This window comes from Streptomyces himalayensis subsp. himalayensis (assembly GCF_013778455.1).
GTDB classification, from domain to species: domain Bacteria; phylum Actinomycetota; class Actinomycetes; order Streptomycetales; family Streptomycetaceae; genus Streptomyces; species Streptomyces himalayensis.
In genome coordinates, this window is the sequence record NZ_JACEHE010000003.1 from 154,686 (window position 1) to 179,697 (window position 25,012).

The following is a 25,012-nucleotide window of genomic DNA, read 5'->3' on the forward strand; positions in this document are numbered from 1 at the left end:
GCAACACCGCTCCGTAAGCTCGCGATCGGCATTGAGCGTCAGCGTCAAGCCCTGGCTGGCTGACCGGCAACCCTCCTGCGCGGTGGGGTGCTCCAGGTGAAAGCCCGGCAGGGTCACCGACGATTCTGCAAGCGCGTGGCCCCGTGACCGGGGCTCGAGATGTGGAGGACCGGCGTGCGGCACAGCGGCGACCTGAGTGCCTCCCTCGCGGCTGCGACGCTGTTCTCCTGCTTTTCGCGTCGACGCCACATCGATCTGCAGCGCTTCGCCGGCTGCCTGTGTCACGGCTGATTCGGCGGCTGATTCCGGTCCATCCGGTCGGCTGACGTCCGTCGTCGGCCGCAGCTCCCCCTCCACACCTCTTGGCAGGTGTGCCCGGCCATGTCGCGCCGCCGCCCCTCTCCCCCTCTGACGGCCCTATGAAGGCCCTCTGAAGTCACTCCTGAAGTCCCTCTGAACAGCGTGACCCGTCACGGTGTTGTGCCTGGCGGGGCGCCACGTCCGCGCACAGCCACGGTTCGCACGGCCCGGTGCGTGGTGACACGAGCACGAGTAGGAGAACCCTCCGTGACAGCTCATCCGGATTCCCGATCCAGCCGGTGGGCGGCTCTGGCCGCCCTCCTGACCACCAGCCTCCTGCTGACCGCCTGCGGGTCGAGCAGCGGCGAATCCGCCAACGGCACTGGCCAGGCCACGTCCGGTGGCACCTTGACCTTCGCGGTGGGTTCCGACTCCGGCTGCGTGGATCCGCAGCAGGTCGGCAGCAACGACACCATCTACTCGGTGCGCCAGGTCGTGGACTCCCTGACCGACCAGGACCCGGAGACCGGCAAGATCGTGCCGTGGCTGGCCAAGAGCTGGGACGTCAGCTCGGACGCGACGACGTTCACCTTCCATCTGAGATCAGGTGTCACCTTCAGCGACGGATCACCGCTGACCGCCCAGGTGGTCAAGGAGAACTTCGACGCGGTACCGAAGCTCGGCGCCCTGGGGATCCTCGCCCAGGGGTATCTGAGCGGTGTGGCGAGCACGACCGCGGTCGACAAGCTCACGGTCCGGGTGAAGTTCAAGGAGCCCAACGCGCAGTTCCTCCAGGCCACTTCGACGCATTCGCTGGGGATCGAGTCGTCGGCGAGCGTGAAGAAGACCCCGCAGCAGAAGTGCAGCCAAGGCGTGGCCGGATCCGGTCCCTTCGTACTGAAGCAGTACGTGCAGAACCGCTCGATCACGCTGGCCAAGCGCAGCGGATACGACTGGGGTTCCTCGCTGTGGAGCAAGAAGGGCGAGGCGTACCTGGACAAGCTGGTGTTCAAGGTGGTGCCCGAGGCGGGTGTGCGGGCCGGCAGTCTGCAGTCCGGCCAGGTGGACGCGATCAGCAGCGTCGGCAAGGCCAACGAGGCGACGCTCAAGGGCGGCCAGGTGACCCTGCAGCGGCGGGCGAACCCCGGCGTGGTGTTCGGCCTGGGGCTGAACAACTCCCGGCCGATCCTGAAGGACACGAAGGTACGGCAGGCGATCCGGTACGCCATCGACCGGCAGCAGATCGCCGACACGGTGTTCCCGACCGGCACCCAGCCGGCGACCAGTGTCCTGGCGCACACCACGCCGGATTACGAGAACCTCAGCTCAGACCTGTCCTACGACGCCGCGAAGGCGAAGTCCCTGCTGGACTCGGCCGGTTGGAAGGCGGGAGGGGACGGCATCCGGTCCAAGAACGGCACCAAACTGAGCCTGACCGTCAAGTGGTTCACGAACGCGGCCACGAACCAGCCGGCGCTGGAACTGATCCAGCAGCAGCTCAAGTCCGTCGGCATCGACCTGGTGCTCAAGGAACTGCAGATCACCCAGATCGCCCAGGTGAACCAGTCCGGTGACTTCGACGGGCTGTGGGGGAACGTGACCCGCGCCGACCCGGACATTCTGCGGAGCTCGTACTCCACCAAGCTTGCCAACTGGTACCGCGTGCCGGCGAGCGAGCTGGACTCGGTGCTGGCCCAGCAGGCGGCGACCACCGATGCGGCCAAGCGGAAGCAACTGGTGGGCGAGGCACAGAAGTTGATCGTGCAGAACGCCCACACCGTGCCGGTGGTGGAGTTGCAGACCCAACTGGGCGTGTCGAAGAAGGTGCACAACCTCGACTTCGACGCCTCCAGCCGGATCCAGCTGCACGACACCTGGATCGGGTAGGGCATGTCCCGCTATGTGATCAAGCGTCTCGCGCAGGCGGTCGGGGTACTGTGGGCGGCCTACACGGTGTCGTTCCTCGTGCTGGACTTCCTGCCCGGTGATCCGGTGTCGGCGATGGCCGGCGCCGGAGCGGACTCGGCCGAGATCGATCCGGCGCAACTCGCCGCGCTCCGGCACCAGTACGGCTTCGACAAACCGGTGCTGGTGCAGTACGCCGACTACCTCGGCCGGGCGGTGCGCGGTGACTTCGGTGACTCGGTCTCCACCGGCCGCGCGGTGACCGCGACCCTGACCGACGCGCTGCCGCAGACCCTGCAGCTGACCGGAGCCGCGCTGCTGCTCGCGGTGGTCATCGGCGGCGGTCTGGCGGTGCTGGCGACCTACACCCGGCAGCGGTGGCTGCGGCAGCTGCTGCTGTCGTTGCCGCCGCTCGGGGTGTCGGTTCCGACGTTCTGGGTCGGGCTGGTCCTCGTCGAGGCGTTCTCCTTCCGGCTGCGCTGGTTCCCGGCCTTCGGCAACGACGGGCTGCGGGGACTGGTGTTGCCCGCGGTGACGCTGGCCGTCCCGACCGGCGCGCTGGTCGCGCAGGTGCTGGCCAAGAGCCTGCTCACGGCGCTGGACCAGGCCTACGTGGAGACCGCCCGGGCCAAGGGCGCCGGCCGGTGGCGGATCCATCTGCGGCACGCGCTGCGCAACGCGTCCCTGCCGGCCCTGACGGTCGTCGGTCTGCTGGTCGGGCAGCTCATCGCCGGTGCGGTGGTCGTCGAGACGGTGTTCTCCCGCGACGGCCTGGGCCGGGTGACGGCCGCCGCGGTCACCGCCCAGGACATCCCGTTGGTCCAGGGGGTGGTGGTGTTCGGGGCGCTGATCTTCGTGTTGTCGAACCTGATCGTCGATCTCGTCTATCCGCTGCTGGACCCGCGGATCGTGGTGGCCTCGAGCAGGAAGGCGAGTTTCGCATGAGCCAGAGCCTTGTCGTCGACACCTCCGAGGCCGCGGTCGGCCCGGCACGACCGGTCGATCCGGGAACCGGCACGAGTCCGGGTCCGGGGCGCCGCGTCGAAGCGCGGCGGGTCCTGCGGTTCCTGCTGCGCCGCCCCGGCCTGCTGGCCTCGGTCCTCGTCGTCGTTCTGGTGGTGCTGGCCTCGTTCTGGCCGGGTCTTTTCACCTCGCGGGATCCGCTGAAGGGGGTGTCGTCGCAGAACTTCCGTAGCCCGAGCAGCGAGCACTGGTTCGGCACCGACGAGCTGGGACGTGACCTGTTCTCCCGCGTCGTCCACGGGGCGCAGCTGTCCCTCAAGGCGACGCTGATCGCGGTGGCGGTCGCGTTCGTGGTCGGCGGCCTGCTCGGTCTGGTGGCAGGGTTCGTGGGCCGCTGGGTCGACGACGTCCTGATGCGCTTCGTCGACGTACTGCTGTCCATACCCGCGCTGTTCCTGTCCCTCGCCCTGGTCACCGCGCTGGGCTACGGAACGGTGAAGGTGGCGGTCGCGGTTGGGATCGCCAGCGTCGCCGGCTTCGCCCGGGTGGCACGCTCGGAGGTGCTGCGGGTGCGGCAGGCGGTCTTCGTCGAGGCGTCCCGCTCGTGCGGGGCCCGCTGGTACTCGGTGCTGGGCCGGCACGTGCTGCCCAACGCCGCGGGCCCGGTCGTCGTGCTGGCCACCCTCGAACTCGGCACCGCGATCCTTGCCGTGTCGGCGCTGAGCTTCCTCGGCTACGGCGCGCCTCCGCCGGCGCCGGAGTGGGGCACGCTGATCTCCGACGGCCGCAACTACCTGGGCAACGCCTGGTGGCTCACCGCTCTGCCCGGCCTGGTGATCGCCGCGACGGTGCTGGCCACCAACCGCATCGCGCGGGCGCTGGACGGCGAATGGTCCCGGCAGCGATGACCGGCCCCGTGACCAACGAATCACGAACGGGTGAGGACGTGACCACAGCACTCTTGGAGATACGCGGCCTGTCGGTGTCGTACGACACTCGTGGCGGCCCGGTGCCGGCGGTGCGGGGCGTGGACCTCGACGTACGGCCCGGTGAAGTGACCGCGGTGGTAGGCGAGTCCGGGTCCGGCAAGAGCACGACCGCGCATGCGATCATCCGGCTCCTGGCGGCGAACGGCAGGATCGACGCCGGCACGATCCGCTTCGGCCGGCACGACCTCACCACGCTGTCGGAAGCGGAACTGCGCACCGTGCGCGGCGCGCAGATAGGCCTCGTGCCCCAGGACCCGTCGGTGTCGCTCAACCCGGTCAAGCGCGTCGGCGAGCAGGTCGCCGAGGTCCTGCGCATCCACGGGCTGGCGACCCGCCGCACCGCGCCGTCGGAGGCGATCGCCGTCCTGGGCCAGGCCGGGCTGCCCGATCCGGCCACCTGCGCACGGCAGTACCCGCACGAGCTCTCCGGCGGCATGCGGCAACGGGCGCTGATCGCCGTGGCCATCGCCGCGAAGCCGAAACTGATCATCGCCGACGAGCCGACCAGCGCGCTCGACGTCACCGTGCAACGGGTCATCCTCGACCAACTCCAGCACCTCACCGAGGAGTACGGCACCACGGTCCTGCTCGTGACCCACGATCTCGGGGTCGCCGCCGACCGGGCACAGCGCGTCGTCGTCATGTCGCAGGGGCAGGTCGTCGAGACCGGCCCGACCCGCGCCATCCTCGAAGACCCGCAACACGCCTACACCCGGCAGTTGTTGGCGAGCGCTCCCAGCCTGACCACGGCACGCCCCGCGGCCACGGTCTCCACGTCGACGGCCGACACGGCGACAGCGCCTCTGGTCGAAGTCCGCAACGCGGTCAAGGAGTTCCGGCTGCCCCGCGCGGCGGGCGAGTCCCGGACGCTGCGCGCGGTCGACGACGTCAGCTTCACTCTCCACCGCGGCCAGACCCTGGCCTTGGTCGGCGAATCCGGCTCTGGGAAGTCCACCACCGCCCGCCTGGTGCTGCGCCTGACCGACCCGACCGCCGGGCGCGTCCTGTTCGACGGCGCCGATGTCACGACCGCTCGCGGGGCAGGGGCCAGGCAGCTGCGCCGACGGGCCCAGCTCGTCTACCAGAACCCGTACGCCTCGCTGGACCCGAGGTTCTCCATCGGCGAGGTGATCACCGAGCCGCTGCGCGCCTTCAAGGTCGGCGACCGGCGTTCCCGGCTCGACAGGGCCCGCGAACTGCTCGACCGGGTGGCACTGCCCGCCTCGACCCTGGACCGTCGCCCGGCCGAACTGTCCGGCGGGCAGCGGCAGCGCGTGGCGATCGCGCGCGCCCTCGCGCTGTCGCCGGACCTGGTCGTGTGCGACGAGCCGGTGTCCGCGCTCGACGTGTCCGTCCAGGCTCAGGTCCTCGATCTGCTCGCCGAGCTCCAGGCCGACACCGGAGTGGCGTACCTGTTCATCTCGCACGACCTCGCCGTCGTACGGCAGATCGCGCACCAGGTCGCCGTCATGCGGTCCGGCCGCATCGTGGAGGCGGGGACCGTCGAGGAGTTGTTCACCCACCCCGGCCACGAGTACACCCGCGAGCTGCTCGCGGCGATCCCGGGCGGACGCCACGCCTCCCCCGCCGCCGAGCCGACCACGACGTGAGGACGACCCCCGCATGAGCACTCCCGAGATCACCTCGCTGGCCTTTCTCACCCCGGGCAACTTCGCCGACGACGACCCGTACACGGGCCTGGAGGAGACGCTGCAGCTGTTCGAGTACGGCGAACGGCTCGGCTTCGACGGCGCCTGGATCCGGCAACGCCACCTCGAGCACGGCGTCGGCTCGGCCGCGGTGTTCCTCGCCGCGGCCGGCCAGCGCACCGAGCGGGTCGAGCTGGGGACCGCGGTCATCCCGATCGGGTACGAGAGCCCGTTCAGGCTGGCCGAGGACCTGTCGCTGGCCGACGTACTGTCCCGCGGACGGCTGCAGGTCGGCTTCAGCACCGGCATGCCGCACGCCGAGCTGCTCGGCGATCTGGTGTACGACGGGGACTGGCGCAGCTTCGACCTGTCCTACGGCAGGATCGCCCGCCTCGTCGACAACCTGCGCGGCCACTATCTCGGCGCCCCGGACACGGTGATCCACTCGCCCGGCAACACCCAGCGGCCGCGGCTGCAACCGCACAACCCCGGCCTGGTGGACCGGATCTGGTACGGCGGAGGCAGCCTGCGCTCGGTCCGCTGGGCCGCCGAGACCGGCCTGAACCTGCTGTCCGGAAACATCGTCAGCAGCGAGGGCACCGACGACTTCACCACGGCCCAGCTGAACCTGCTCTCCGAGTACCGGCGCACCCTGGGCGACGCCCGGTCGGCGGCACGGGTGGCGCTGGGGCGGGTGATCGTGCCGCTCGACAGCGCCGACGCGGCCACCCGGGCCCGCTACCGGGACTACGCGGCCGGCCGGCACGAGCGCACCCTGGCGCCGCGGACCTTTGGCCCGAAGCAGATACTGTTCGCCCCGGACGTGGTCGGGACCGCCGAGCAGATCCTGGAGCAGTTGACCGCGGACCCCGTGGTCGCGTCGGTGTCGGAGCTGCGCCTGGAACTGCCGTACGAGTTCCATCGGGAGGAGTACGAGCAGATCCTGCACGATGTACGCCACCTGATCGCGCCCGAGCTGGGCTGGCTGCCCGCCGAGGAGGACGCCGCAGCCAGGCAGCCCATCAAGGCCGGGCGCACGGCCTGAGTGTCCTTGCACGTCGAGGCGAACGCGGCAGCACGCGACCGTCGCGTTGGATTGCGTCAGGGCGACTATCGCGTCTGGGCGACTAGGGGGCGCAGAGCGGGCTGCAGGATTGACGCTGCAACCGCATTCGATGAATCGCCGCAGGCCGAGAGGGGCGCTCTGGCCGACAACACGACAACACCGCACAGCTCCATGCACGCTCGGCTCTGTTCGTCCTGGTCCAAGGCCAAACCGCCGAGGTGCAGTCAGCCCAACTCGCCAACGCCGCAGCGGCAGGCCTCGGCAAGGTCGATCTGTTCACCCTCTGACACGTGGGTCGTACGGAAACCGGCCCGCCGCCCGGACACGACGGCACGCCTGCCTGCGTTCTCCGTCCGCACACCGACGCCTCACTCTCCATATCCAACCCCGACCGGCTTCGCGCCGGCGGCGGCCAGCAGCGATCGGAAGCATGATGAGTCTGGAATTCCTCTGGTACATCCCCAACACCGTCGAACCGGGACACCGTGGCGACGACACAACATCTGGCTGGGGGTCCATCGAATATTCAACGGAACTCGCCCGTACGGCAGAAGATCACGGCTGGGGCGGCGCCCTGATCGGCACCGGATGGGGGCGTCCGGACACCTTCACCGTCGCCACGGCTCTGGCGGCTCGGACCACGACGTTCAAGCCTTTGATCGCGATTCGTCCCGGCTATTGGCAGCCGGCTCATTTCGCCAGCGCGGCGGCGACGCTCGACCAACTCACTCGTGGACGCGTCCTCGTCAACATCGTCAGCGGACTGGACAACCTGGCCGCGTACGGCGACACACGCATCGACCCGGCGCAACGGTACGCCCGCACACAGGAGTTCCTGCATCTCGTGCGGCGCCTCTGGACCGAAGAGGACGTCACGTTCAAGGGCGAGCATTTCCAGGTCACCGGATCCACTGTCGCGCCACGCCCGTACGGCACCGATGAGCGGCCGCATCCGACGCTCTACTTCGGCGGTGCATCCGAGGCCGCGCAACGGGTGTCGGCGGCCGAGGCCGACGTTCAGCTCTTCTGGGGTGAGCCACTCGACGGGCTCGCCGAACGCATCGACCGGCTCAAGACGTTGAGCGAGCAGGTGGGCCGTCGGCACAAACCACTCGAGTTCGGGCTGCGGATCACGACACTGGTGCGCGACACCACCGAGGAAGCATGGCGCGACGCCGAGGCAAAGGTCGCGAAGATGGCCGCAAGCGCCGGCGAGACCACCTGGACGGGAAACCGCAGGACGGCAGTCGGGCAGCAGCGCCTCTTCGATCTCGCCGAGCGCGGCGAGGTGCTCGACACCTGCCTCTACACCACCCCGGGCAAGTACGGCGGCGGCGGAGCGGGAACCACCTGGCTCGTCGGCTCCGCCGACGACGTCGCCACGGCCCTGCACAACTACCGCAAGCTCGGCATCACCCACTTCGTCCTGTCCGACACCCCCTACAAGCAGGAGATCAGTCGCATCGGTGACCACCTGCTGCCCAAGCTGCGCGAACCGGTGACGTGACGGGCACGGCACTATCACGGGAATCCGTTGAAAATTCCCCGGCCGTAACGACACCGCACCCACACCCCAGACCCCGAGGCCACCTCGCACACCCTCAGCGAAGCAGCCCACGGCCCCTCCGTCAGTACCCCACACAAGATCACCTACAGAGGCCCGGTATTGCGTCTAGGGGGCGGACGGTGAGGGTGCTTTCGGCGGGAACGGGCATGGCGGCAGCACTCTCGTGCGACGGGGAACAGCGGTGGAAGGGCAGGGGGAGACACGGACGGCGTGGGCGCCAGGGCGGCGGCGAATGCCGCGCCACGGCCACCTGGGTGGACGGCAAGCAGGCTTTGACGCTTCACCGGCGCAAGGGCACGCACGCCTTGACACGTACAGACTGCTGCAACACTCCTGTCGTAATCGCGGCGCATGATGGATCACCTGGCCGTGCATCGACGACCGTCTGGGGGCGTGCACCATGACCATCAGCCGCAGGGCGCTGCTTGCCGCGGGGGCGGGCGTCGGACTGCTCACCGCCTGCGGGTCCAACACCGGGCGCGGCGATGGCAGCGGTGCGGGGCCGAAGCTGTCGCAGTGGTACCACCAATACGGCGAGGCGGGCACCGAGCAGGCGGTGAAGCGGTACGCAGCCGCCTACAAGAAGGCCGAGGTCACCGTGCAGTGGCGGCCCGGCAACTACGACCAGCAGACCGCCGCCGCGCTGCTCACCGAATCCGGCCCCGACGTCTTCGAGGGCGGCCCCACCCTCGATCAGATCCAGGGCGGCCAGGTCGTCGACCTCACCGACCTGCTCGAGGGCGTCAAGGACGACTTCAACCCGGCCGTGCTCACCCCGAAGACGTATGACGGGAAGATCTGGGGCATCCCGCAGGTCATCGACATGCAGCTGCTCTACTACCGCAAGAGCCTGCTGAAGGACGCGGGCGTGGAGCCGCCGACCACCCTCGACGCGCTGGTCGACGCCGCCAGGAAGCTGACCACGAAGAAGGTCAAGGGGCTCTTCCTCGGCAACGACGGCGGCGCCGGTGTCCTCGGCGGAACTCCGCTGTACGCGGCCGGACTTCAGCTCGTCACCGAGGACGGCAAGGTCGGATTCGACGACCCGGCCGCCGCCCTCGCCCTCGCCAAGATCTACCAGCTGTACGCCGACAAGTCCCTGCTCCTCGGCGCCCCCACCGACTGGTCGGACCCGTCCGCCTTCCTCCAGGGCCTGACCGCCATGCAGTGGTCCGGTCTGTGGGCGCTGCCCCAGGTACAGAAGGAACTCGGCGACGACTTCGGGGTGCTGCCGTTCCCCAAGGACGGATCGGGCAGTCCCGCCGTCCCCGTCGGCGCGTTCGGGGCCGCCGTCAGCGCCCGCAGCAAGCACAAGGAGGCGGCCAGCGACTTCGTGAAGTGGTTGTGGGTCGAACGCGCCGATTACCAGGAGGACTTCGCGCTCTCCTACGGCTTCCACATCCCCGCCCGTATCTCTCTCGCCAAGAAGGCCGACAAGCTGAAGACGGGCGCGGCCGCCGAGGCCGTCCGTTTCACCACCGACCACGGCTACGCCCAGCCGCTGCTGTGGACCCCCGCCAGCCAGACCGCCTACCAGGACGCGCTGAGCCGGATCATCAAGAGCGGAGCCAACCCGGAGAGCGAGCTGAGGACGGTCGTCCGGAAGGTATCGGCCGAACTGGACCGGGTGAAGAAGAAGTCGTGACGGCCGAACGCAGAGTGCGGAACCACACTCTCTGGTTCTGGATCTTCGTCGGGCCGTTCGCCCTCGGGCTCGGTCTGTTCACGTACGTCCCGCTGCTGTGGAGCGTCGGCCTCAGCTTCTTCGACGCCCACAACACCGTCACGCCCACCGAGTTCGTCGGCCTCGACAACTACCAGGCAGTGCTGTCGGACGACGCCTTCACCGACAGTCTGCGCACCTTCCTGGTCTTCACGGCGTTCATCGTGCCCGCGACGTACGTCCTCTCGCTCGCCCTCGCCCTGATGGTCAACCGGGTGCGCCGGGCGCAGGCGTTCTTCCGGTCGGTGTTCTTCCTTCCGGCCGCGTGCAGTTACGTCGTCGCGGCCCTCATCTGGAAGATGTCCATCTTCAACGGGGTGCGGTTCGGGCTCGCCAACACCGTGCTCGGCTGGTTCGGCGGCGACCCGATCGCCTGGCTGTCGACCACCGACCCGCCCTGGTACTGGCTGGTGATCGTGACGGTACGGCTGTGGCTCCAGGCGGGCTTCTACATGATCCTGTTCCTGGCCGGGCTGCAGCGGATCGATCCCGGGCTGTACGAGGCCGCCGCGGTCGACGGCGCCCGGCCCGGCTGGCAGGTGCTGCGGCACATCACGCTGCCGCAACTGCGCGCCACGTCGATCGCGGTCGTCCTGCTCCTCGTCATCAACGCCTTCCAGGCCTTCGACGAGTTCTACAACCTCCTCTCGGACGCCCGCGGGTACCCGCCGTACGCCCGTCCGCCGCTCGTCTACCTCTACTACATCGCCCTCGGCCAGGGGCAGAACCTCGGGCTCGGCAGCGCGGGCGCGGTGGTTCTCGCGCTGATCATCGTGGTGGTGACGGTGGGTCAGGCACGCTGGTTCGGTCTGGGCAGGAGGGAGGAGTGACCATGGAAGACGCGGTGGTACGGGTCGGGCGGGCCCTGCGGCTCGTCCTGCTGATCGCGCTGGCTCTGCTCTTCCTCATCCCCTTCTATCTCCTCGTGCGCAACGGGCTGTCGAGCGAGCAGGACATCACCTCGCCGCAGTGGACCTTCTTCCCCTCGGATGTGAGGTGGGGGAACGTACGGGAACTCTTCGCCGACACCTCCGTCCCCTTCGCCCGCTCGCTGCTCAACTCCGCGCTGATCGCGGTCGCAACGACGCTCGGTACGCTGCTGCTCGCCTCGCTCGCCGGGTACGGCCTCGCCCGCATCCCCTACCGGCACGCGAACAAGGTCTTCTACGCGATCCTCGGCACCCTGATGGTTCCGGCCGCCGTCACCTTCGTCCCGAGCTTCGTGCTCGTGTCGTCGCTGGGCTGGATCTCGACCCTCCGGGGGTTGATCATCCCGACGCTGTTCTCGGCCTTCGCCTGCTTCGTCTTCCGTCAGTACTTCCTCGGATTCCCCAGGGAGTTGGAGGACGCGGCGCAGGTCGACGGGCTGGGTTACTGGCGGACGTACTGGCTGATCGTCGTGCCGAACGCACGGCCCGTGTTCGCCGCCGTAGGGACGATCGTGTTCATCGGCGCGTGGAACTCCTTCCTGTGGCCGCTGGTGATCGGACAGGACCGGAACGCCTGGACGGTGCAGGTGGCGCTGTCGTCCTTCACCACGTCCCAGGTCATCAAGTTGCACGAGCTGTTCGTCGCGGCGGCCGTGTCGATCCTGCCGTTGCTGGTCGTGTTCCTCTGCTTCCAGCGGTGGATCGTGGCAGGGGTGGAACGGTCAGGGATCGACTGAGGGCTGCAGCGAGCCGCGGCCGTCGACCACCAGGTCCGTGCCGACAACGGACACCGCGTCGTCGGAAGCCAGTTACGGCAACCATTCACCGAGCCGGAACACATGCCGGTGCGCCCCGTGGCGCCGCACGTCACGGGGTGGGCCGGGAGCAGCGCCCCCGATACGTACGTGGCAGCGTGAGGGACTGGTTCTGCCGGTACCCGGACACGGTGAAGGGCCCGGAGCCGTGCACACCGTCCGCGCACCGTCGCTCCGGGGTGCTGGCCGTGTCGGCGGGCGAGACCAGGCCGAGCGCAGCGGTCGAAGTGGCCTGCAAGAACTCGGCGTCGGGCCGGTCGAAGATGACCTTGGCGGTCAGTCGGTCGACGGCCTCCGTACCGCGATAGTCGGTGAGGTATCCCTGCGCCAGGATCGCGAGGCCGCCGAGCTTCGGTATGGCGTCGAAGTTCTTCTTGACCGCCTCAGCGTCGACGGACGTGCCGTCGCTGAAGGTCGCCCCGGAGCGTAGGCGGAAGATGAAGCGGGCAAGGGCGAACGTGGCGACACGGACGGGGAAAAGCGATGCACGCATGACCGCTTTCGTCCCGTGGACCGGCATTGGTGAAACTCAATGACCGTCGTACCGTGGCGAGTTACAGCAAGGGCAGTCAATGGCGTGGTCTCGAGGAGCGGGAAACTCCGTGGCATCATGAAAAGAAATCCCCCAGCGGCCCGGAAAGGAACGACATGGCCTCCTCGAACGACGATCTCCTGGCCACCATCGCAGCGGAGCGGGAGATTTACCGGACCTTCTACAAGTTCTTCCGGCTGGTGGACACCAACCAGTACGAGCAGCTCGTCGAGTGCTTCACGAAGGACGCGCTGATCGCCTACGACGTGATGCCGGGGCCCACCCAGCGCTTCCACGGGCGCGACGAGTTCACCGCGTTCATGTCGGCCGGCCGACCCGGGAAGCGTGAGCGTACGGTCGCGCACGTCCTCGGCCAGACGCTCATCGAGTGGACCGACGGCAGGCCTCACCTGCAGGCTTATGCGACGGTGTGGCACTGGAGCGCCACCCGCACGGTCGCCGGCCGGCACCGGCCGGCGGACTGGACCGTGGTGGGCCTGGTCGAGGACGACTTCGAGCAGGAGGACGGCCGCTGGCTCATCAGCCGCCGGTACGTGGCACCGGTCGCGGGACTCGTGGCGGCCGGGAATGCGCCGATGTAGCAGATTCCCCGACGGGCGCACGGACGGAGACCGATGTGCAGGACAAGTGTCACCGATGTCGCCGAATAAGCGTGACCGATGCTTCCGAACAGACGTCCCCGATGTCCGAAATAAGTGTCACCGGTGTTACCGAATAAGTTTCACCGCCGTCGGTGAATAACCGGCAAACCTGTCCGGGAACATCTCCCGGAGGTGTCGCTCGGCCGTCGCGGAATGGCGACGCCCGGACCCGTCCCTGCGGACTGTGGCATCGTTCACGTTAGACCCGCGGGGTCAGAGTCGAGCATAGAATTTCGGACAAGCCGGTCCCGGCGCCGACCTGATCGAGACCTTCGCCGGCCCGGTGCCGGTGCTGGTCATCTGTGAGTTGCTCGGCATCCCCGACAAGGACCGCGACGGCGAGCGATGGCCGCCTACCTTGGTGAGTTGATACGGCGTCAGCGCAGAACGCCCTGTGACGGCATCCTCGGACCGACACTCTGCGGACCCTCCACGGGCAACATGCCGCATGACCAGGCCGGATGACTTACCGGCACCCGCAGAGTCGCCGGCTCTGTTCAGCGGCCCGCGAAGGGGACGGTACCGGGCTCTGTCCTCCGCGTCCCGGCAGGGTGCTGCCACAGGCCGCGCGCGGCGAGCAGCGGGAGGACGCCCTCGCCGAACCAGTAGGCCTCCTCCAGGTGCGGGTAGCCGGAAAGCACGAACTCCTCGATGCCCAGCGCGTGGTACTCGGCGATCCGCTCGGCGACCTCGGTGTGGCTGCCGACCAGGGCCGTGCCCGCGCCGCCGCGCACCAGGCCGACACCGGCCCACAGGTTGGGGTAGATCTCCAGATCGCCGGTGGATCCGCCGTGCAGAGCGAGCATCCGGCGCTGACCCACGGACTCGCTGCGGGCCAGCCCGGCCTGTACTTGGGCGATGGTGCCCGGGTCCACGGGGGACAGCAGGCGTTCGGCCTCGGCCCAGGCCTGGGCGGCCGTGTCCCGGGTGATGACGTGCAGGCGGATGCCGAACCGGATCTCGCGGCCCTCTTCGGCGGCGAGCTTCCGGATCCAGGCGATCTTCTCCGCGACCTGCGCCGGCGGCTCACCCCAGGTGAGGTAGACGTCCGAGTGGCGGGCGGCGACGGGACCGGCCGCGGCCGACGATCCACCGAAGTAGATCGGCGGGGCCGTCTCGGGCAGCCGGTGCAGCTGCGCGCCCTCGACGCGCAGGTGCGTGCCCGCGTGATCCACCGTCTCGCCCCGCCACAGCGCGCGGACGATGCCGAGGAACTCGTCGGCGCGGGCGTAGCGGGCGTCCTTGTCCAGGAAGTCGCCGTAGGCGCGCTGCTCGTGCGACTCACCGCCGGTGACCACGTTGAGCAGCAGACGGCCGTTGGACTGGCGCTGGTAGGTGGCGGCCATCTGGGCCGAGGTGGTCGGTGAGATCTGGCCCGGCCGGAAGGCCACCAGGAACTTCAGCCGCTCGGTGACCTCTACCAGCATCGCGGTGCTCAGCCAGGCGTCCTCGCACCAGGCCCCGGTGGGCGTGAGCGCGCCTACGAACCCCAACTGCTCGGCGCTGCGCGCGATCTGGCCCAGGTAGGCGGTCGTGGGCGGGCGGTCGCCGCCGGCCGCGCCGGTGCGCACGCCGTGGCCGCCGCCGACGATGTCGCGGCTGTCGCCGTTGGTGGGCAGGAACCAGTGGAAGGTGAGTGACATGACGGGATCCTCGGTTGGGTGTTGCGGTTGCGGTGGGGCGAGCGGGTCAGAGCAGGCCGTGGCGGGGCGGCGGGGTGCCGTTCAGGACGTAGCGGCCGATGTGCTGGACCTTCCAGCGGGAGGGGTCGTGCAGCGTGTGGGTGCGGGCGTTGCGCCAGTGCCGGTCCAGGTTCAGGGACGCCAGGCTGGAGCGGGTGCCGGAGACCTCGAAGAGCGCGGCGGAGAGCTCCACCGCCACCGGGTCGGCGAAGGCCTTCACGGTGGCCACTGCGATCGAGGCGGATGCCGCTGAGGCATCGGTGAGGTCGGCGCGGGCCGCGTCCACCTCCCGTGCGGCGCGTTCAAGGAGCGCCTCGGCCGCACGCAGCCGCACCGCCAGCTCGCCGAAGCGCTGGACGAGCAGCGGGTCTTCTGTGGCGCGCTCGACCCCTGCCTCGAACCAGGGGCGGGTGCGGGTGCGGACGAACTCCGCGGCCTCCGCGAGCGCGCCCCCGGCGATACCGACGTCGATCGCGGCATGCAGCAGCTGCGCCACCGCACCGTGCAACTGCGGGCCGGTGAAAGTGAGATGGTGCGGAACGACGTGCTCGGCAGGCACCCGGACACCGTCCAGGTTGACGGTGCCGCTGGCGGTGGTGCGCTGGCCCATCCCGTCCCAGTCGTCGACCACGGTGAGCCCGGGGGCGTCCCGGGGGACGTAGGCGACCTGCAGCAGTTCGTCCTCGGCGCGGGCCAGCACGGGCACCCAGTGCGCGAAGAGTGCACCGGTGCTGTAGTGCTTGGTGCCGGTGAGGACGTAGCCGCCGTCGGGGTCGGCTGTCAGTCGCGTCCGGTAGTCCTGTACGTGCTTGGTGCCGGCCTCGGACTGGGCGTTGCCGAAACGCTTGCCTGCCAGGATCTCCGCGAAGAAGAAGCGCTGCTGCTCCGGCGTGCCCTGGGCGCGCAGCACGTTGACGTACGCGAAGTGGCTCTGCGGGATCTGAGCCAGGCTCGGGTCGGCCGCGGCGAGCAGGCGGAAGACCTCGGCCAGGGTCGCGATCGAGACATCGGCACCGCCGTACTCGGCGGGGACAGTGATGCCCAGCAGGCCGCTGGCGGAGAGCCGGTCGAGTTCAGCGGTGGGGAGGATGCGTTCGGCGTCGCGGCGCTCGGCTCCGGCGGCGAACTCGGCGGCCAGGGCGCGGGCGGTGGCAAGCGCTTCGTCATCGGTTCGGATGACCGTGGCGGTGGAGGGTGCGGTGGTGGCCACAGCTGGGAGGCTCCGGTCAGGTGTAGAGGGTGAATTCGGGCAGGGTGCCGTTGAGGTAGTGGTCGCCCACCTCGCGGCGCTTGTACGAGACCGGGTCGTGCAGCGTGTGGGTCCTGACGTTGCGCCAGAAGCGGTCGAAGCCATGGCGGTTGGCGGTCGCCCGGGCGCCGGTGAGCTCGAAGACCTTGGCGGTGGTGTCGAGGGCGACATCGGTGGAGACCACCTTCAGCGCCGCGACCTCGACGGCCAGCTCGCCACGCTCCTCCCAGGTCAGCTCGGGCCCGCGGTCGGCGGCGGACTGGACATGCCCGGCCACGCGGTCGGCCAGCGCCGCGGTGGCGGTGAGGCGCGCGGCGAGGTCGCCGTAGTCGGCCAGGCGGTACGGGTCCTCGGTGGCCGAGGCCAGGCCGCTGAGCACCCACGGGCGTGAGGTACCGCGGGTGTACGCGCGGGCGGCGGCCAGGGCGCCCTCCGCGATGCCCAGGTAGAGGTGGCCGAAGACGGCCTGGATGACGGGCGTGATGAGGGAGCTGCGGGGGGTGGTGTCCTCCTTGCCGAGTGAGGCGATCACCTGCTCGGGCAGGATCTCCACGCCGTCGAAGGTGACGCCGCCGCTGGCGGAGAGGCGCTGGCCGAGGTTGTCCCAGTCCTGCCCGAAGGTCAGCCCGGGCGCGTCGTGCGGGACGACCAGCAGCAGTTGCTCTCCGGTGCCGGTCACCTCGCCGGAGGTGAGGACCACGTCTCCCGTACTGGCACCGGTGGCGAAGGTCTTGGTGCCGTCCAGGCGGTAGCCGTCGCCGTCCGGGTTCGGTGTGAGCTTGAGGTCGGGGTCGATGGGGTTGACCGCGTCGCCCCACAGCCACTGGGCATCGGCGGACGGGCGACCGTACCGCTCCTGGGCTTCCAGGCCGGCCGCGAGCCAGAGGTTGTCGAGGTTGACGTAGTGGTAGCCGAGCAGCTGGGCGATGGATCCGTCGGCGCGGGCGATCTCGCGTACCACGGCGAGCGCTGTCCTCCAGCCCTGCCCGGCGCCGCCGAACCGGCGGGGAATCAACAAGGCGGGCAGCCCGGCCTCACGCAGCAGCCGCAGCTCGGCGACCGGGTCCTGCCCTGCCCGGTCGCGCTCCAGCGCGTCCACGGCCAGGGCGTCGGCCACCAGCAGCACGATCACCGTGCCGGCGAGGAGCGCGTAGAGTGTGCCGGTCCCGGCGCTCAGGAAGATCACGGGCACCGTGCCCGCGATGGCGATGGTCGGCCCGGTGGCGGCCAGCGACTGTCCGAACGCCTCAAGCGCCGAGAGGGCATTGGACGCGAGCGAGGACGGCGGCGCCGAGGGCGAGGCCGAGGTCGGCGCCGGTGGCGGCGCGTTGGTCTCGATAGAAGACACGGGGATGCTCCGGAAGAGGGCCGGGCAGGCGGATACGCCTCCCAGCCAGGGAGGAAGGCGAGGAGCTCGCCAGGAATGACGGAGCGTCAGGAAGCGTCAGGACACATCAAGCACGTCAGCCGTTGGCGAGGGAAAAGCGCGAAGGTGAGCCGGGTCAGCGCGCGGCGCAACAACAGCACGCACACAGAGCGCTGGACACACGCACGAGGTCGACGTGGCGTCGCCGCGTGAGGTCATTGCGCTTGATCATGAGCATGATTCAACCAGGTGGTATGCCGACTGGTCGAGCGGGCTCCCGTCACGGATCCGCGATGGGTTGATAGGGTTTCCCTTTCATGCGGATCGAACAGCTCGAGTATCTCCAGGCCGTCGCACGCCTCGGTTCCCTGCGACGTGCCGCCGAGGAGCTGCACCTCTCGCAGCCCGCGCTCAGCGAGACCGTCCGCAATCTGGAACGCGAGCTCGGCGTCGAAGTGCTGGACCGCCGCCGCTCCGGGGCCCGGGCCAGCGACGCCGGCCGCGAGCTGCTGCCGCATGTCGCCGCTGTCCTGGAGGCCGTGGACCGGCTGCGCCAGGCCGCCGACCACCAGCACCAGGTCAGCCGCATGGTCAGACTCGGCACCGTGCACGCCGCGACCGTCCCCCTCCTCGTCCCCACGGTCCGCGACTTCCGCACCGCACACCCGCAGACCCAGGTCGAGGTGGTCACCGCCCAACAGACCGAGATCCACCGGATGCTGTCCGAGGGCGGTCTCGACCTCGGTCTCGTGAACTACCTCACCGGGGACGATCTCCCGCCCGACGTCGAGTCCACCGGCCTGCTACGCGGCCAACCGGTGGTATGCATACGCCCGGACAGTCCACTGGCCGCCCACTCCGCCGTGACCGTCGACGCCCTGCTCTCCGAGCCCCTCGTCGTGATGCGAGCCGGCTATGTGATGCACCGCTACGTGCACCGGCTGCTGCGCGGGCGAAGCCCGGCCTTCTCGTACTCCACCGACGGCGCCGAGATGGGCAAACTGATGGTCGCGGAAGGGCTGGGCGCCACCGTACTGCCCGACTTCAGCGTCATCGGCGATCCGCTGGAGCGCAGCGGCGCCATCACCTGGCGCCCGCTCGCCGACGGCGAGACGGGCACCGGCACGGAGGTGCTCATGGTCGTCCAGCGCCGCCGTTCCGCCTCCCACCCCCGCGCGGCACGGGATCTGCACGACACCCTGCTGGAGCGGGCACAGCAGTACCAGCGCTGACCGCTGTGCGGCTGCAGATGCCCTACCTCCGTCCCGGCGAGGGCGGTGCGGAGCCCCTGCCGCCACTGCCACCACCCGGGCCAGCCTCTTCGAACCAGTCGGAGTCCCTGGATGCCGCCCTAGAGCGTGGCGAGGTTCTGAGTCCGCCAGCCCCGGAAGGCCGGCGGACGGCGCTGAGACAGTTCTACGGACGGCGGCGCAGGGCGGAGTCGGTGAGCGAGGGCGGGGTGTAACCCGCGTCGCGGGACGAGAGGTTGGTGCCGGGTGGGACGATCTCGTCGATCCGGTCGAGTACGTCCCGGCTCAGCCGGATCTTGTCCGCGCCCAGCTGGCTCTCCAGCTGTTCGAAGGTACGCGGGCCGATGATCGCCGAGGTGATCGCGGGGTGTTCCAGGACGAAGGCCAAGGCCAGTTGTACGAGGGTGACGCCGGCCTCCTCGGCCAGCCGGGCGAGGGCATCGGCGGCCTCCAGCTTGGCGGCGTTCTCCGGTGCGGCGATGTCGAAGCGGGCCGCCTGGCGTTCGGCACGGCTGGAGGCGGGCTGTTCGGCGCCCTTCCGGTAACGGCCGGAGAGCCAGCCGCCCGCGAGCGGGCTCCAGGACAGCACGCCGAGACCGTACCGCTGCGCCACGGGCAGGACCTCGCGTTCGATGCCGCGCGTCAGGAGGGAGTACGGGGGCTGCTCGGCCACGACGCGTTCCCGGCCGCGGCGCTCCGCGATCCACTGGCCCTCGACGATGGCGGAGGGTTCGAAGGTGGAGGTGCCGATGTAGCGGATCTTTCCCTGCTGCACCAGGTGGGTGAGCGCGCCGAGAGTCTCGTCGAAGTCGGTGTCCGGCTCGGGGCGGTGCACCTGGTAGAGGTCGATCCAGTCGGTGCTCAGCCGCCGCAGGCTGTTCTCCACCTCGCGGATGATCCAACGGCGGCTGTTGCCCTGCTCGTTGGGGTCGCTCCCGAGGCTTCCGTGGAACTTGGTGGCGAGGACGACGTTGTCGCGCCGTCCGCCGGACAGGGCCTTGCCGACGATGGTCTCGGACTCACCCGCGGAGTACACGTCCGCGGTGTCGACGAAGTTGATGCCCGAGTCCAGGGCGTGGTGGATGATCCGGACGCTGTCGGCATGGTCCGTGTTGCCCCGGGCGCCGAACATCATGGTGCCCAGGCACAGCGGGCTGACCTTGACGCCAGTGCGTCCGAGGTTGCGGTACTCCGTCATCGTGCACTCTCCTTGACGAGTTCGTTGATCTTCAGTCGATCGACCGTGGCCGGTCGGCCGCCCTGTTCGAAGGCCTGCCACAGACGGTGGTACGGGCCCCGCGCGGCGAGGAGTTCGGCATGGGTGCCGGTCTCCACGACGGTTCCCGCATCGAGGACCACCACCCGGTCGGCGCGGGCGGCGGTGGTCAGCCGGTGGGCGACGACGACGGTCGTACGCCGCCGGGCCAGGGCCTCGGTCGCTCCCCGCTTCTACGACGTGCCGTCGGGTTCGGTACGGGTCGGCCGAGTCGACCGCCTCTACGGTGGAGGCGACCTCGGCGGCCTCCTGCTGGGCATGCCAGTTGGCGGGGAAGAGGATGCGGCGGCTGTGCAGGGCGATCAGCCAGAGCAGCGGTCCGATGATCAGGGCCACCACGGTCAGCAGCGGCGACAGCAACGCCATGCAGACCAGCGAGAACAGGAACATCAACACGTTGCCAGTGAGGTTGGGCAGGAACTGCAGCAGGGTCTGGATCAGGGTGATGTCGGAGATGGACCGGCTCACCACCTGTCCGGTGCGCAGGTCGTCCTGTTGTGCACCGCCGAGCCGCAGAAGCGCCGCGAATCCGTCGTTGCGGAGGTCGTATTGCACACCGAGGGAGAGCCGACCTGAGTGGTAGCGGCGGGTGAAACCGCATGCGAAGCGGACCGCGCCGAGTCCGGCGAGCAGAATGGTCCAGGGGACGAGAGAAGCGGTGGTGCCCGCCGCAACGCCGTCCACGACATGGCGCAGGACGAGAGGCAGTACGGCGGTGGCGACGGCGCCCACGACGGCGGCACCGAAGGCGAGCAGGAGGTCGGCGCGGTGGCGCAGGCAGTACCCCAGCAGCCGCCGGGCCCACCGGGCCGACGGCTGCTGGGGCGCTCTGGTTTCCAGCGACGTACGGGCTTCCTGGGGTGGACAGTCCGTCACCGGGTCGCCGCCAGGGCGATGCCGGTGTGGCCCTCGCCGGTGTTGACGGTGTCGAACAGCCGGTTGGCGGGGCGCGGGAGCCCGTAGTGCTCGCGCAGCGTGGAGCCCGTGTACTGGGTGCGGAACAGGCCCCGTTCCTGGAGGATCGGCACCACCCGGTCCACGAAGAGCTCCAGGCCCGAGGGGAGCACGGCGGGCATGATGTTGAAGCCGTCGGCCGCGCCGCTGTCGTACCAGTGCTCGATCGTGTCGGCGACCTGCTCCGCCGTACCGGCGAAGGTACGGTGACCGCGGCCACCGCCGAGCCGCCCGATAAGCTGACGCACTGTCAGTCGCTCACGCCGAGCGAGCTCCACGATGAGCGTGTAGCGGCTCTTGGCGCCCTCGATCTCGTCCTCGGTGGGCAGGTTCTCGGGGAGCTCCGCATCGAGGTCCAGCGCGTCGGGTGAGATCTTCAACGTCTTGGCGAGCTGCCGCTTGGCGTACTCGGGGACGATCAGCCGGTCGAGCTCGGCATCCAGCTCCAGCGCCTCCGCCTCGGTGTCGCCGATGACGGGGACGATGCCGGGCAGGATCTTGATGCCGTCCGGGTCCCGGCCGAGCAGCTGCGCGCGCTGCTTGACGTCCTTGTAGAAGGCGATGCCCTCCTCCAGGGTCTGCTGCGCGGTGAACACCGCTTCCGCGTACCGGGCGGCGAAGTCCTTGCCGTCCTCACTGGAACCTGCCTGGACGAGCAACGGGTAGCCCTGCGGCGGACGTTGCACGTTCAGCGGTCCGTCGACCCGGAAGAACTCGCCGACGTGGTCGATGCGGCGGACCCGCTCGGCCAGGGCGTGGACGCCGCGCTCCTTGTCGGCGATCACTGCGTCGTCCGCCCAGCTGTCCCACAGCTTGGTGGAGACCTCGACGAACTCCGAGGCCCGACGGTAGCGGTCCTTGTGCAGCGGCGTGTCGTCGAGGCCGAAGTTGCGGGCTGCGTCGGCTCCTGCGGTGGTGACGATGTTCCAGCCTGCCCGGCCGCCGGAGACGTGGTCCAGCGAGGCGAACCGGCGGGCCAGGTTGTACGGCTCGTTGTAGCTGGTGGAGGCGGTGGCGATGAGGCCGATGTGCTGGGTGGCCCCGGCGAGCGCGGTCAGCAGGATGGTCGGCTCGAGTTTGGCCGACGGCCGTCGGCCAGGGTCGCCCATCTGGACGGGGCTGTCGGCGAGGAACACCGAGTCCAGCTTGCCGCGTTCGGCGATCCGGGCCAGGTTCTTGTAGTGCTCGATGTCCGCGTTCGCCTCTGCCGGGCTCTCGGGGAGCCGCCAGGAGGCCTCGTGGTGTCCGGTGGACATGAGGAACGCGTTCAGGTGGAGCGGCTTGCGGCCGGCGTTGCGTCCCGTGTGCGTCTCGGCTTCCGTGTGTGCTTCAGTGCGGTCTTCGGCCTTGCGTGACATGGGCTGTCGTCTCCTCAAGAAGCGGTGGGCTGGTGCTGCGCCACACCGAGGGCGGCGAGCAGCGTGTCGCGGTGTTCCTGGAAGCGCGGGTCGCGCGGGGAACGCGGCGTGGGCAGGTCGATGGCGAGATCCACGGAGATGCGGCCCTCGTCCAGTACGAGCACCCGGTCGGCGAGTTCCACGGCCTCGTCGACGTCGTGGGTGACGAGGAGCACGGCGGGGCGGTGCCGCTCGTACAGCTCGCGCAGCAGCCCGTGCATCTTGATCCGTGTGAGAGCGTCCAGGGCGCCGAACGGCTCGTCGGCCAGGAGTAGTTGGGGATCGCGGACCAGGGCGCGGGCGAGTGCGGCGCGCTGCTGCTCGCCGCCGGACAGTTCATGGGGCCAGGAGCGCTCGCGGCCCTCAAGGCCGACCTCGGCCAGGGCGGTCAGCCCGCGTTCCCGGGCGCCGGGGCCGCGTAGACCGAGGACGACGTTGTCCAGTACCCGGAGCCAGGGCAGCAGCCGGGAGTCCTGGAAGGAGAGCGAGACCCGCTCGGGGACGATCAGTTCGCCAGAGCCTTCCACCATGTGGTCGAGGCGGGCGACAGCGCGCAGCAGCGTGGATTTCCCCGAGCCGCTGCGGCCCAGGAGTGCCGTGAACTCCCCCGGCGCAAGGGCCAGATCGAGTTCCTTCAGGACGATCCGGTCGCCGAACTTGCGTACCAACCGCGTCGTCCGCAGGGCGGGTCTGTCGCTGCCGTGTTCCTCGCTCGCGGGGTCGGCTGCGGCCGCGGTCTCGGGCCGGACCTCGGTTACCTCGGTCACCCCGCCAGAGTGCGTCGCCATGACAGCACCCTCCTCTCGATTGCGCGTACCGCCGCGTCCGAGGCGAAGCCGAAGATCCCGTAGGCCACCAGCCCCACGATGATGACGTCGGACTGGGCGTACTGCTGGGCCTGGAACATCATGTAGCCGATGCCCTTGGTGGCGTTGATCTGCTCGACCACGATCAGGCCGAGCCAGGACGAAGTGACGCCGAGGCGCAGGCCGACGAAGAAGCCCGGCAGCGAGCCCGGGACGACGACCTTGCGGATGAACTGCCATCGGCTCAGCTCGAGTCCCTCGGCGAGCTCCACATACCTGCTGTCGATACTGGTCAGCGACGCATAGGTGTTGATGTACATGCTCACCGCGACGCCGAGGGCGATCACGGTGACCTTCATCTGCTCGCCGATGCCCAGCCAGAGGATGAGCAGCGGGAGCATGGCCAGGGACGGAATGGCCCTCTTGACCTGGAGTGTGCCGTCGAAGAGGTACTCCCCGGAGCGGCTCAGCCCCGCCGCCACGGCCAGGATCACCCCGGCCGCCACACCGAAGAACAGACCGAGTCCGGCGCGCTGCAGCGAGATGAGCACGTTGTCCTGGAGCCGACCGCTGGAGACCAGGTCCGCCGTGGTGGACAGCACGCTGCCGGGACCGGACAGGATGCGGGGGTCGAGATAGCCGAAGGCCGAGGCGGCCCACCATACGGCGATCAGGAGTGCCGGGCCGATCAGGCGGCCGAAGGGCAGGGACCGGCCGGGGCCGAGCCGCCTGCGGGGTCCTTGGGGGGCTTGGGAGGCCGCGTCTCCTGCGGGTTTCCTCGTGGCCTCGGCAGTGGCTGCTACCAGTTTCTCCGGGCGTGCGTTCGACAACACTTCCGTCATGACGTCTCCCGGTACTTGGCCGACACGGCCTTCGCCGCCAGCCCCTCGAAGCGACGGTCGAACAGCTCGGAGGCGTCCTGCTTGGGCACGAAGCCGCCGTCGGCCAGCAGATCGGCGGTCTCCTGCTCCCACTTGATCGCCTTGTCCCAGCTCACCGGGAACTGCGGCTTGTGGAGGGAGGCGACGATGCGCTTGCCGTCCTCCTTGGTGACGCCCTGGTCCTTCACGTAGTACGTGCCGATCCATTCGTCGGTGTTCTCCCACGCCCACACCAGTCCGCGGGACCACAGCGGGATGAAGTCGCGGACGGCCGCGGCCTTCGCCTCGTCGTTCAGCACCTCGGTGGGCGCCCACAACACGGTCAGCAGGTCCACGACATCCGTCTTCACACCGCGGGCGCCGTCCTTCTCGTACTGGCCGAGGTACTTCGTGAGCGTCGGCTCGCCGAGCGGGGCCACATCGACCTGCTTGGACTGAAGAGCGGTCAGGAACTGCGTGCTGGGCAGGGCGACCAGTTCGACATCGCTGTTGCTGAGGCCTGCCTCCTTCAGGGCCCGAAGTACGACGACACCCTGCGCCTGGCCCTGGGAGAAGCCGATCTTCTTGCCGCGGAAGTCCTCGATCTTCTTGATGTCGGAGCCCGGGGCGGTGGCGAAGACGTATGAGGGGTTGGGCCGCACCTGCACCGCGACGATTTTGGCGTCGACACCGATGGCGTGGGCCTGGATCGGGGGTATTCCGGCATTGGTGGCCAGGTCGATGGAATGCGCGCGGAAGCCCTGAATGATGTCGGGGCCCGCGCTCAGATTCGGCCACTCCGAGACCGTGAATGTCAGGTCCTTCTCCAGTCCTGCGGGTCCCAGCTGGAGACGTGTGGAGCGGACTGCGATCGATAGCTTGGTACCGGGCGGAGGTGACCCGGTCGGCAGTGTTCCGGAGGGTTCTGCCGCGGTGGTGGCCGTTCTGGTCTGCGGAGCGCATGCTGCGAGGCTGAGTATCGTCCCGCCGGCGAGGGCGATGAATGTCCTGCGATCGACGGCTTTCCGGGCTTCATGAAATGACATGGTGAATTCTCCTGACTTATGGTGGA

22 protein-coding genes, 1 pseudogene and 1 riboswitch are annotated in these 25,012 nt (G+C 69.4%); of the genes and pseudogenes, 12 read left to right on the forward strand and 11 right to left on the reverse strand.

Annotated elements, in window-relative coordinates:
* Positions 1-27: 27 nt before the first annotated feature.
* Positions 28-140: riboswitch (SAM riboswitch) on the forward strand.
* Between the two features lie 19 nt (positions 141-159).
* The 10 genes from H1D24_RS43520 (at position 160) to H1D24_RS07170 (ending at position 11,828) form a co-directional block, all read left to right on the forward strand.
* Positions 160-291, forward strand: a complete 132-nt coding sequence (locus H1D24_RS43520) for a putative leader peptide (RefSeq protein ID WP_309484231.1) — start codon at positions 160-162, stop codon at positions 289-291.
* A gap of 276 nt (positions 292-567) precedes the next feature.
* Positions 568-2,187, forward strand: a complete 1,620-nt coding sequence (locus H1D24_RS07130) for an ABC transporter substrate-binding protein (protein ID WP_181656535.1) — start codon at positions 568-570, stop codon at positions 2,185-2,187.
* A gap of 3 nt (positions 2,188-2,190) precedes the next feature.
* A complete protein-coding gene (locus H1D24_RS07135; RefSeq protein WP_181656536.1) occupies positions 2,191-3,150 on the forward strand; it encodes an ABC transporter permease in 960 nt (319 codons plus the stop codon).
* A complete protein-coding gene (locus tag H1D24_RS07140) occupies positions 3,147-4,076 on the forward strand; it encodes an ABC transporter permease (protein ID WP_181656537.1) in 930 nt (309 codons plus the stop codon). Before H1D24_RS07135 ends, H1D24_RS07140 begins: the two co-directional genes overlap by 4 nt.
* Complete coding sequence (locus H1D24_RS07145) at positions 4,058-5,767, forward strand: dipeptide ABC transporter ATP-binding protein (protein ID WP_181656538.1); 1,710 nt, start codon at positions 4,058-4,060, stop codon at positions 5,765-5,767. The genes H1D24_RS07140 and H1D24_RS07145 overlap by 19 nt, the downstream gene beginning before the upstream one ends.
* A 13-nt stretch (positions 5,768-5,780) precedes the next feature.
* On the forward strand, positions 5,781-6,851 hold the full coding sequence (locus H1D24_RS07150) for an LLM class flavin-dependent oxidoreductase (RefSeq protein WP_181656539.1): 1,071 nt from the start codon (positions 5,781-5,783) through the stop codon (positions 6,849-6,851).
* Positions 6,852-7,302: 451 nt separating this feature from the next.
* Positions 7,303-8,379 (forward strand): LLM class flavin-dependent oxidoreductase, encoded by a 1,077-nt coding sequence (locus tag H1D24_RS07155; protein ID WP_258563896.1) that lies wholly within the window; start codon positions 7,303-7,305, stop codon positions 8,377-8,379.
* Positions 8,380-8,839: 460 nt separating this feature from the next.
* Positions 8,840-10,084, forward strand: coding sequence for an ABC transporter substrate-binding protein (locus H1D24_RS07160; RefSeq protein WP_181656540.1), 1,245 nt, complete (start codon positions 8,840-8,842; stop codon positions 10,082-10,084).
* Positions 10,081-10,992, forward strand: a complete 912-nt coding sequence (locus H1D24_RS07165) for a carbohydrate ABC transporter permease (RefSeq protein ID WP_181656541.1) — start codon at positions 10,081-10,083, stop codon at positions 10,990-10,992. The genes H1D24_RS07160 and H1D24_RS07165 overlap by 4 nt, the downstream gene beginning before the upstream one ends.
* 2 nt (positions 10,993-10,994) lie before the next feature.
* Positions 10,995-11,828: a carbohydrate ABC transporter permease gene (locus tag H1D24_RS07170; RefSeq protein ID WP_181656542.1), complete on the forward strand. Its 834-nt coding sequence runs from the start codon at positions 10,995-10,997 to the stop codon at positions 11,826-11,828.
* A gap of 130 nt (positions 11,829-11,958) precedes the next feature.
* Here the strand turns inward: H1D24_RS07170 and H1D24_RS07175 are convergent, their stop codons facing one another.
* Positions 11,959-12,399 carry an ABC transporter substrate-binding protein gene (locus tag H1D24_RS07175; RefSeq protein ID WP_258563897.1) on the reverse strand — a complete coding sequence of 147 codons (441 nt, stop codon included), beginning with the start codon at positions 12,397-12,399 and terminating at the stop codon, positions 11,959-11,961.
* A gap of 155 nt (positions 12,400-12,554) precedes the next feature.
* On the opposite strand from H1D24_RS07175, the gene H1D24_RS07180 reads away from it, so the two are divergent.
* Positions 12,555-13,040: a nuclear transport factor 2 family protein gene (locus H1D24_RS07180; RefSeq protein ID WP_181656543.1), complete on the forward strand. Its 486-nt coding sequence runs from the start codon at positions 12,555-12,557 to the stop codon at positions 13,038-13,040.
* Between the two features lie 557 nt (positions 13,041-13,597).
* Here H1D24_RS07180 and H1D24_RS07185 read toward each other — a convergent pair.
* The 4 genes from H1D24_RS07185 to H1D24_RS43975 form a co-directional block, all read right to left on the reverse strand.
* On the reverse strand, positions 13,598-14,743 hold the full coding sequence (locus H1D24_RS07185; RefSeq protein ID WP_181656544.1) for an LLM class flavin-dependent oxidoreductase: 1,146 nt from the start codon (positions 14,741-14,743) through the stop codon (positions 13,598-13,600).
* A 46-nt stretch (positions 14,744-14,789) separates the two neighbouring features.
* A complete protein-coding gene (locus H1D24_RS07190; protein WP_309484233.1) occupies positions 14,790-15,992 on the reverse strand; it encodes an SfnB family sulfur acquisition oxidoreductase in 1,203 nt (400 codons plus the stop codon).
* A 16-nt stretch (positions 15,993-16,008) separates the two neighbouring features.
* Entirely contained in the window at positions 16,009-17,379 is a 1,371-nt protein-coding gene (locus H1D24_RS42155) for an acyl-CoA dehydrogenase family protein (RefSeq protein ID WP_309484234.1), read from the reverse strand.
* Positions 17,380-17,533: 154 nt separating this feature from the next.
* On the reverse strand, positions 17,534-17,635 hold the full coding sequence (locus tag H1D24_RS43975) for a putative leader peptide (RefSeq protein WP_374064177.1): 102 nt from the start codon (positions 17,633-17,635) through the stop codon (positions 17,534-17,536).
* 79 nt (positions 17,636-17,714) lie between these two features.
* Here H1D24_RS43975 and H1D24_RS07195 point away from each other — a divergent pair, with 79 nt between their 5' ends.
* Positions 17,715-18,629 (forward strand): LysR family transcriptional regulator, encoded by a 915-nt coding sequence (locus H1D24_RS07195; RefSeq protein ID WP_181656546.1) that lies wholly within the window; start codon positions 17,715-17,717, stop codon positions 18,627-18,629.
* A 184-nt stretch (positions 18,630-18,813) separates the two neighbouring features.
* Here H1D24_RS07195 and H1D24_RS42160 read toward each other — a convergent pair whose 3' ends face one another.
* The 6 genes and pseudogenes from H1D24_RS42160 to H1D24_RS07220 form a co-directional block, all read right to left on the reverse strand.
* Positions 18,814-19,845, reverse strand: a complete 1,032-nt coding sequence (locus tag H1D24_RS42160) for an aldo/keto reductase (RefSeq protein WP_258563925.1) — start codon at positions 19,843-19,845, stop codon at positions 18,814-18,816.
* Between the two features lie 360 nt (positions 19,846-20,205).
* Positions 20,206-20,799, reverse strand: a pseudogene (locus tag H1D24_RS42170) (ABC transporter transmembrane domain-containing protein); the annotation flags it as partial.
* A complete protein-coding gene (locus tag H1D24_RS07205) occupies positions 20,796-22,133 on the reverse strand; it encodes an LLM class flavin-dependent oxidoreductase (protein ID WP_181656749.1) in 1,338 nt (445 codons plus the stop codon). The gene H1D24_RS07205 and the pseudogene H1D24_RS42170, both read right to left, overlap by 4 nt.
* Positions 22,134-22,249: 116 nt before the next feature.
* Positions 22,250-23,062 carry an ABC transporter ATP-binding protein gene (locus H1D24_RS07210; RefSeq protein WP_181656547.1) on the reverse strand — a complete coding sequence of 271 codons (813 nt, stop codon included), beginning with the start codon at positions 23,060-23,062 and terminating at the stop codon, positions 22,250-22,252.
* Positions 23,038-23,922, reverse strand: a complete 885-nt coding sequence (locus tag H1D24_RS07215) for an ABC transporter permease (protein WP_181656548.1) — start codon at positions 23,920-23,922, stop codon at positions 23,038-23,040. Before H1D24_RS07215 ends, H1D24_RS07210 begins: the two co-directional genes overlap by 25 nt.
* Entirely contained in the window at positions 23,919-24,986 is a 1,068-nt protein-coding gene (locus H1D24_RS07220) for an ABC transporter substrate-binding protein (protein WP_181656549.1), read from the reverse strand. Before H1D24_RS07220 ends, H1D24_RS07215 begins: the two co-directional genes overlap by 4 nt.
* Positions 24,987-25,012 lie beyond the last annotated feature (26 nt).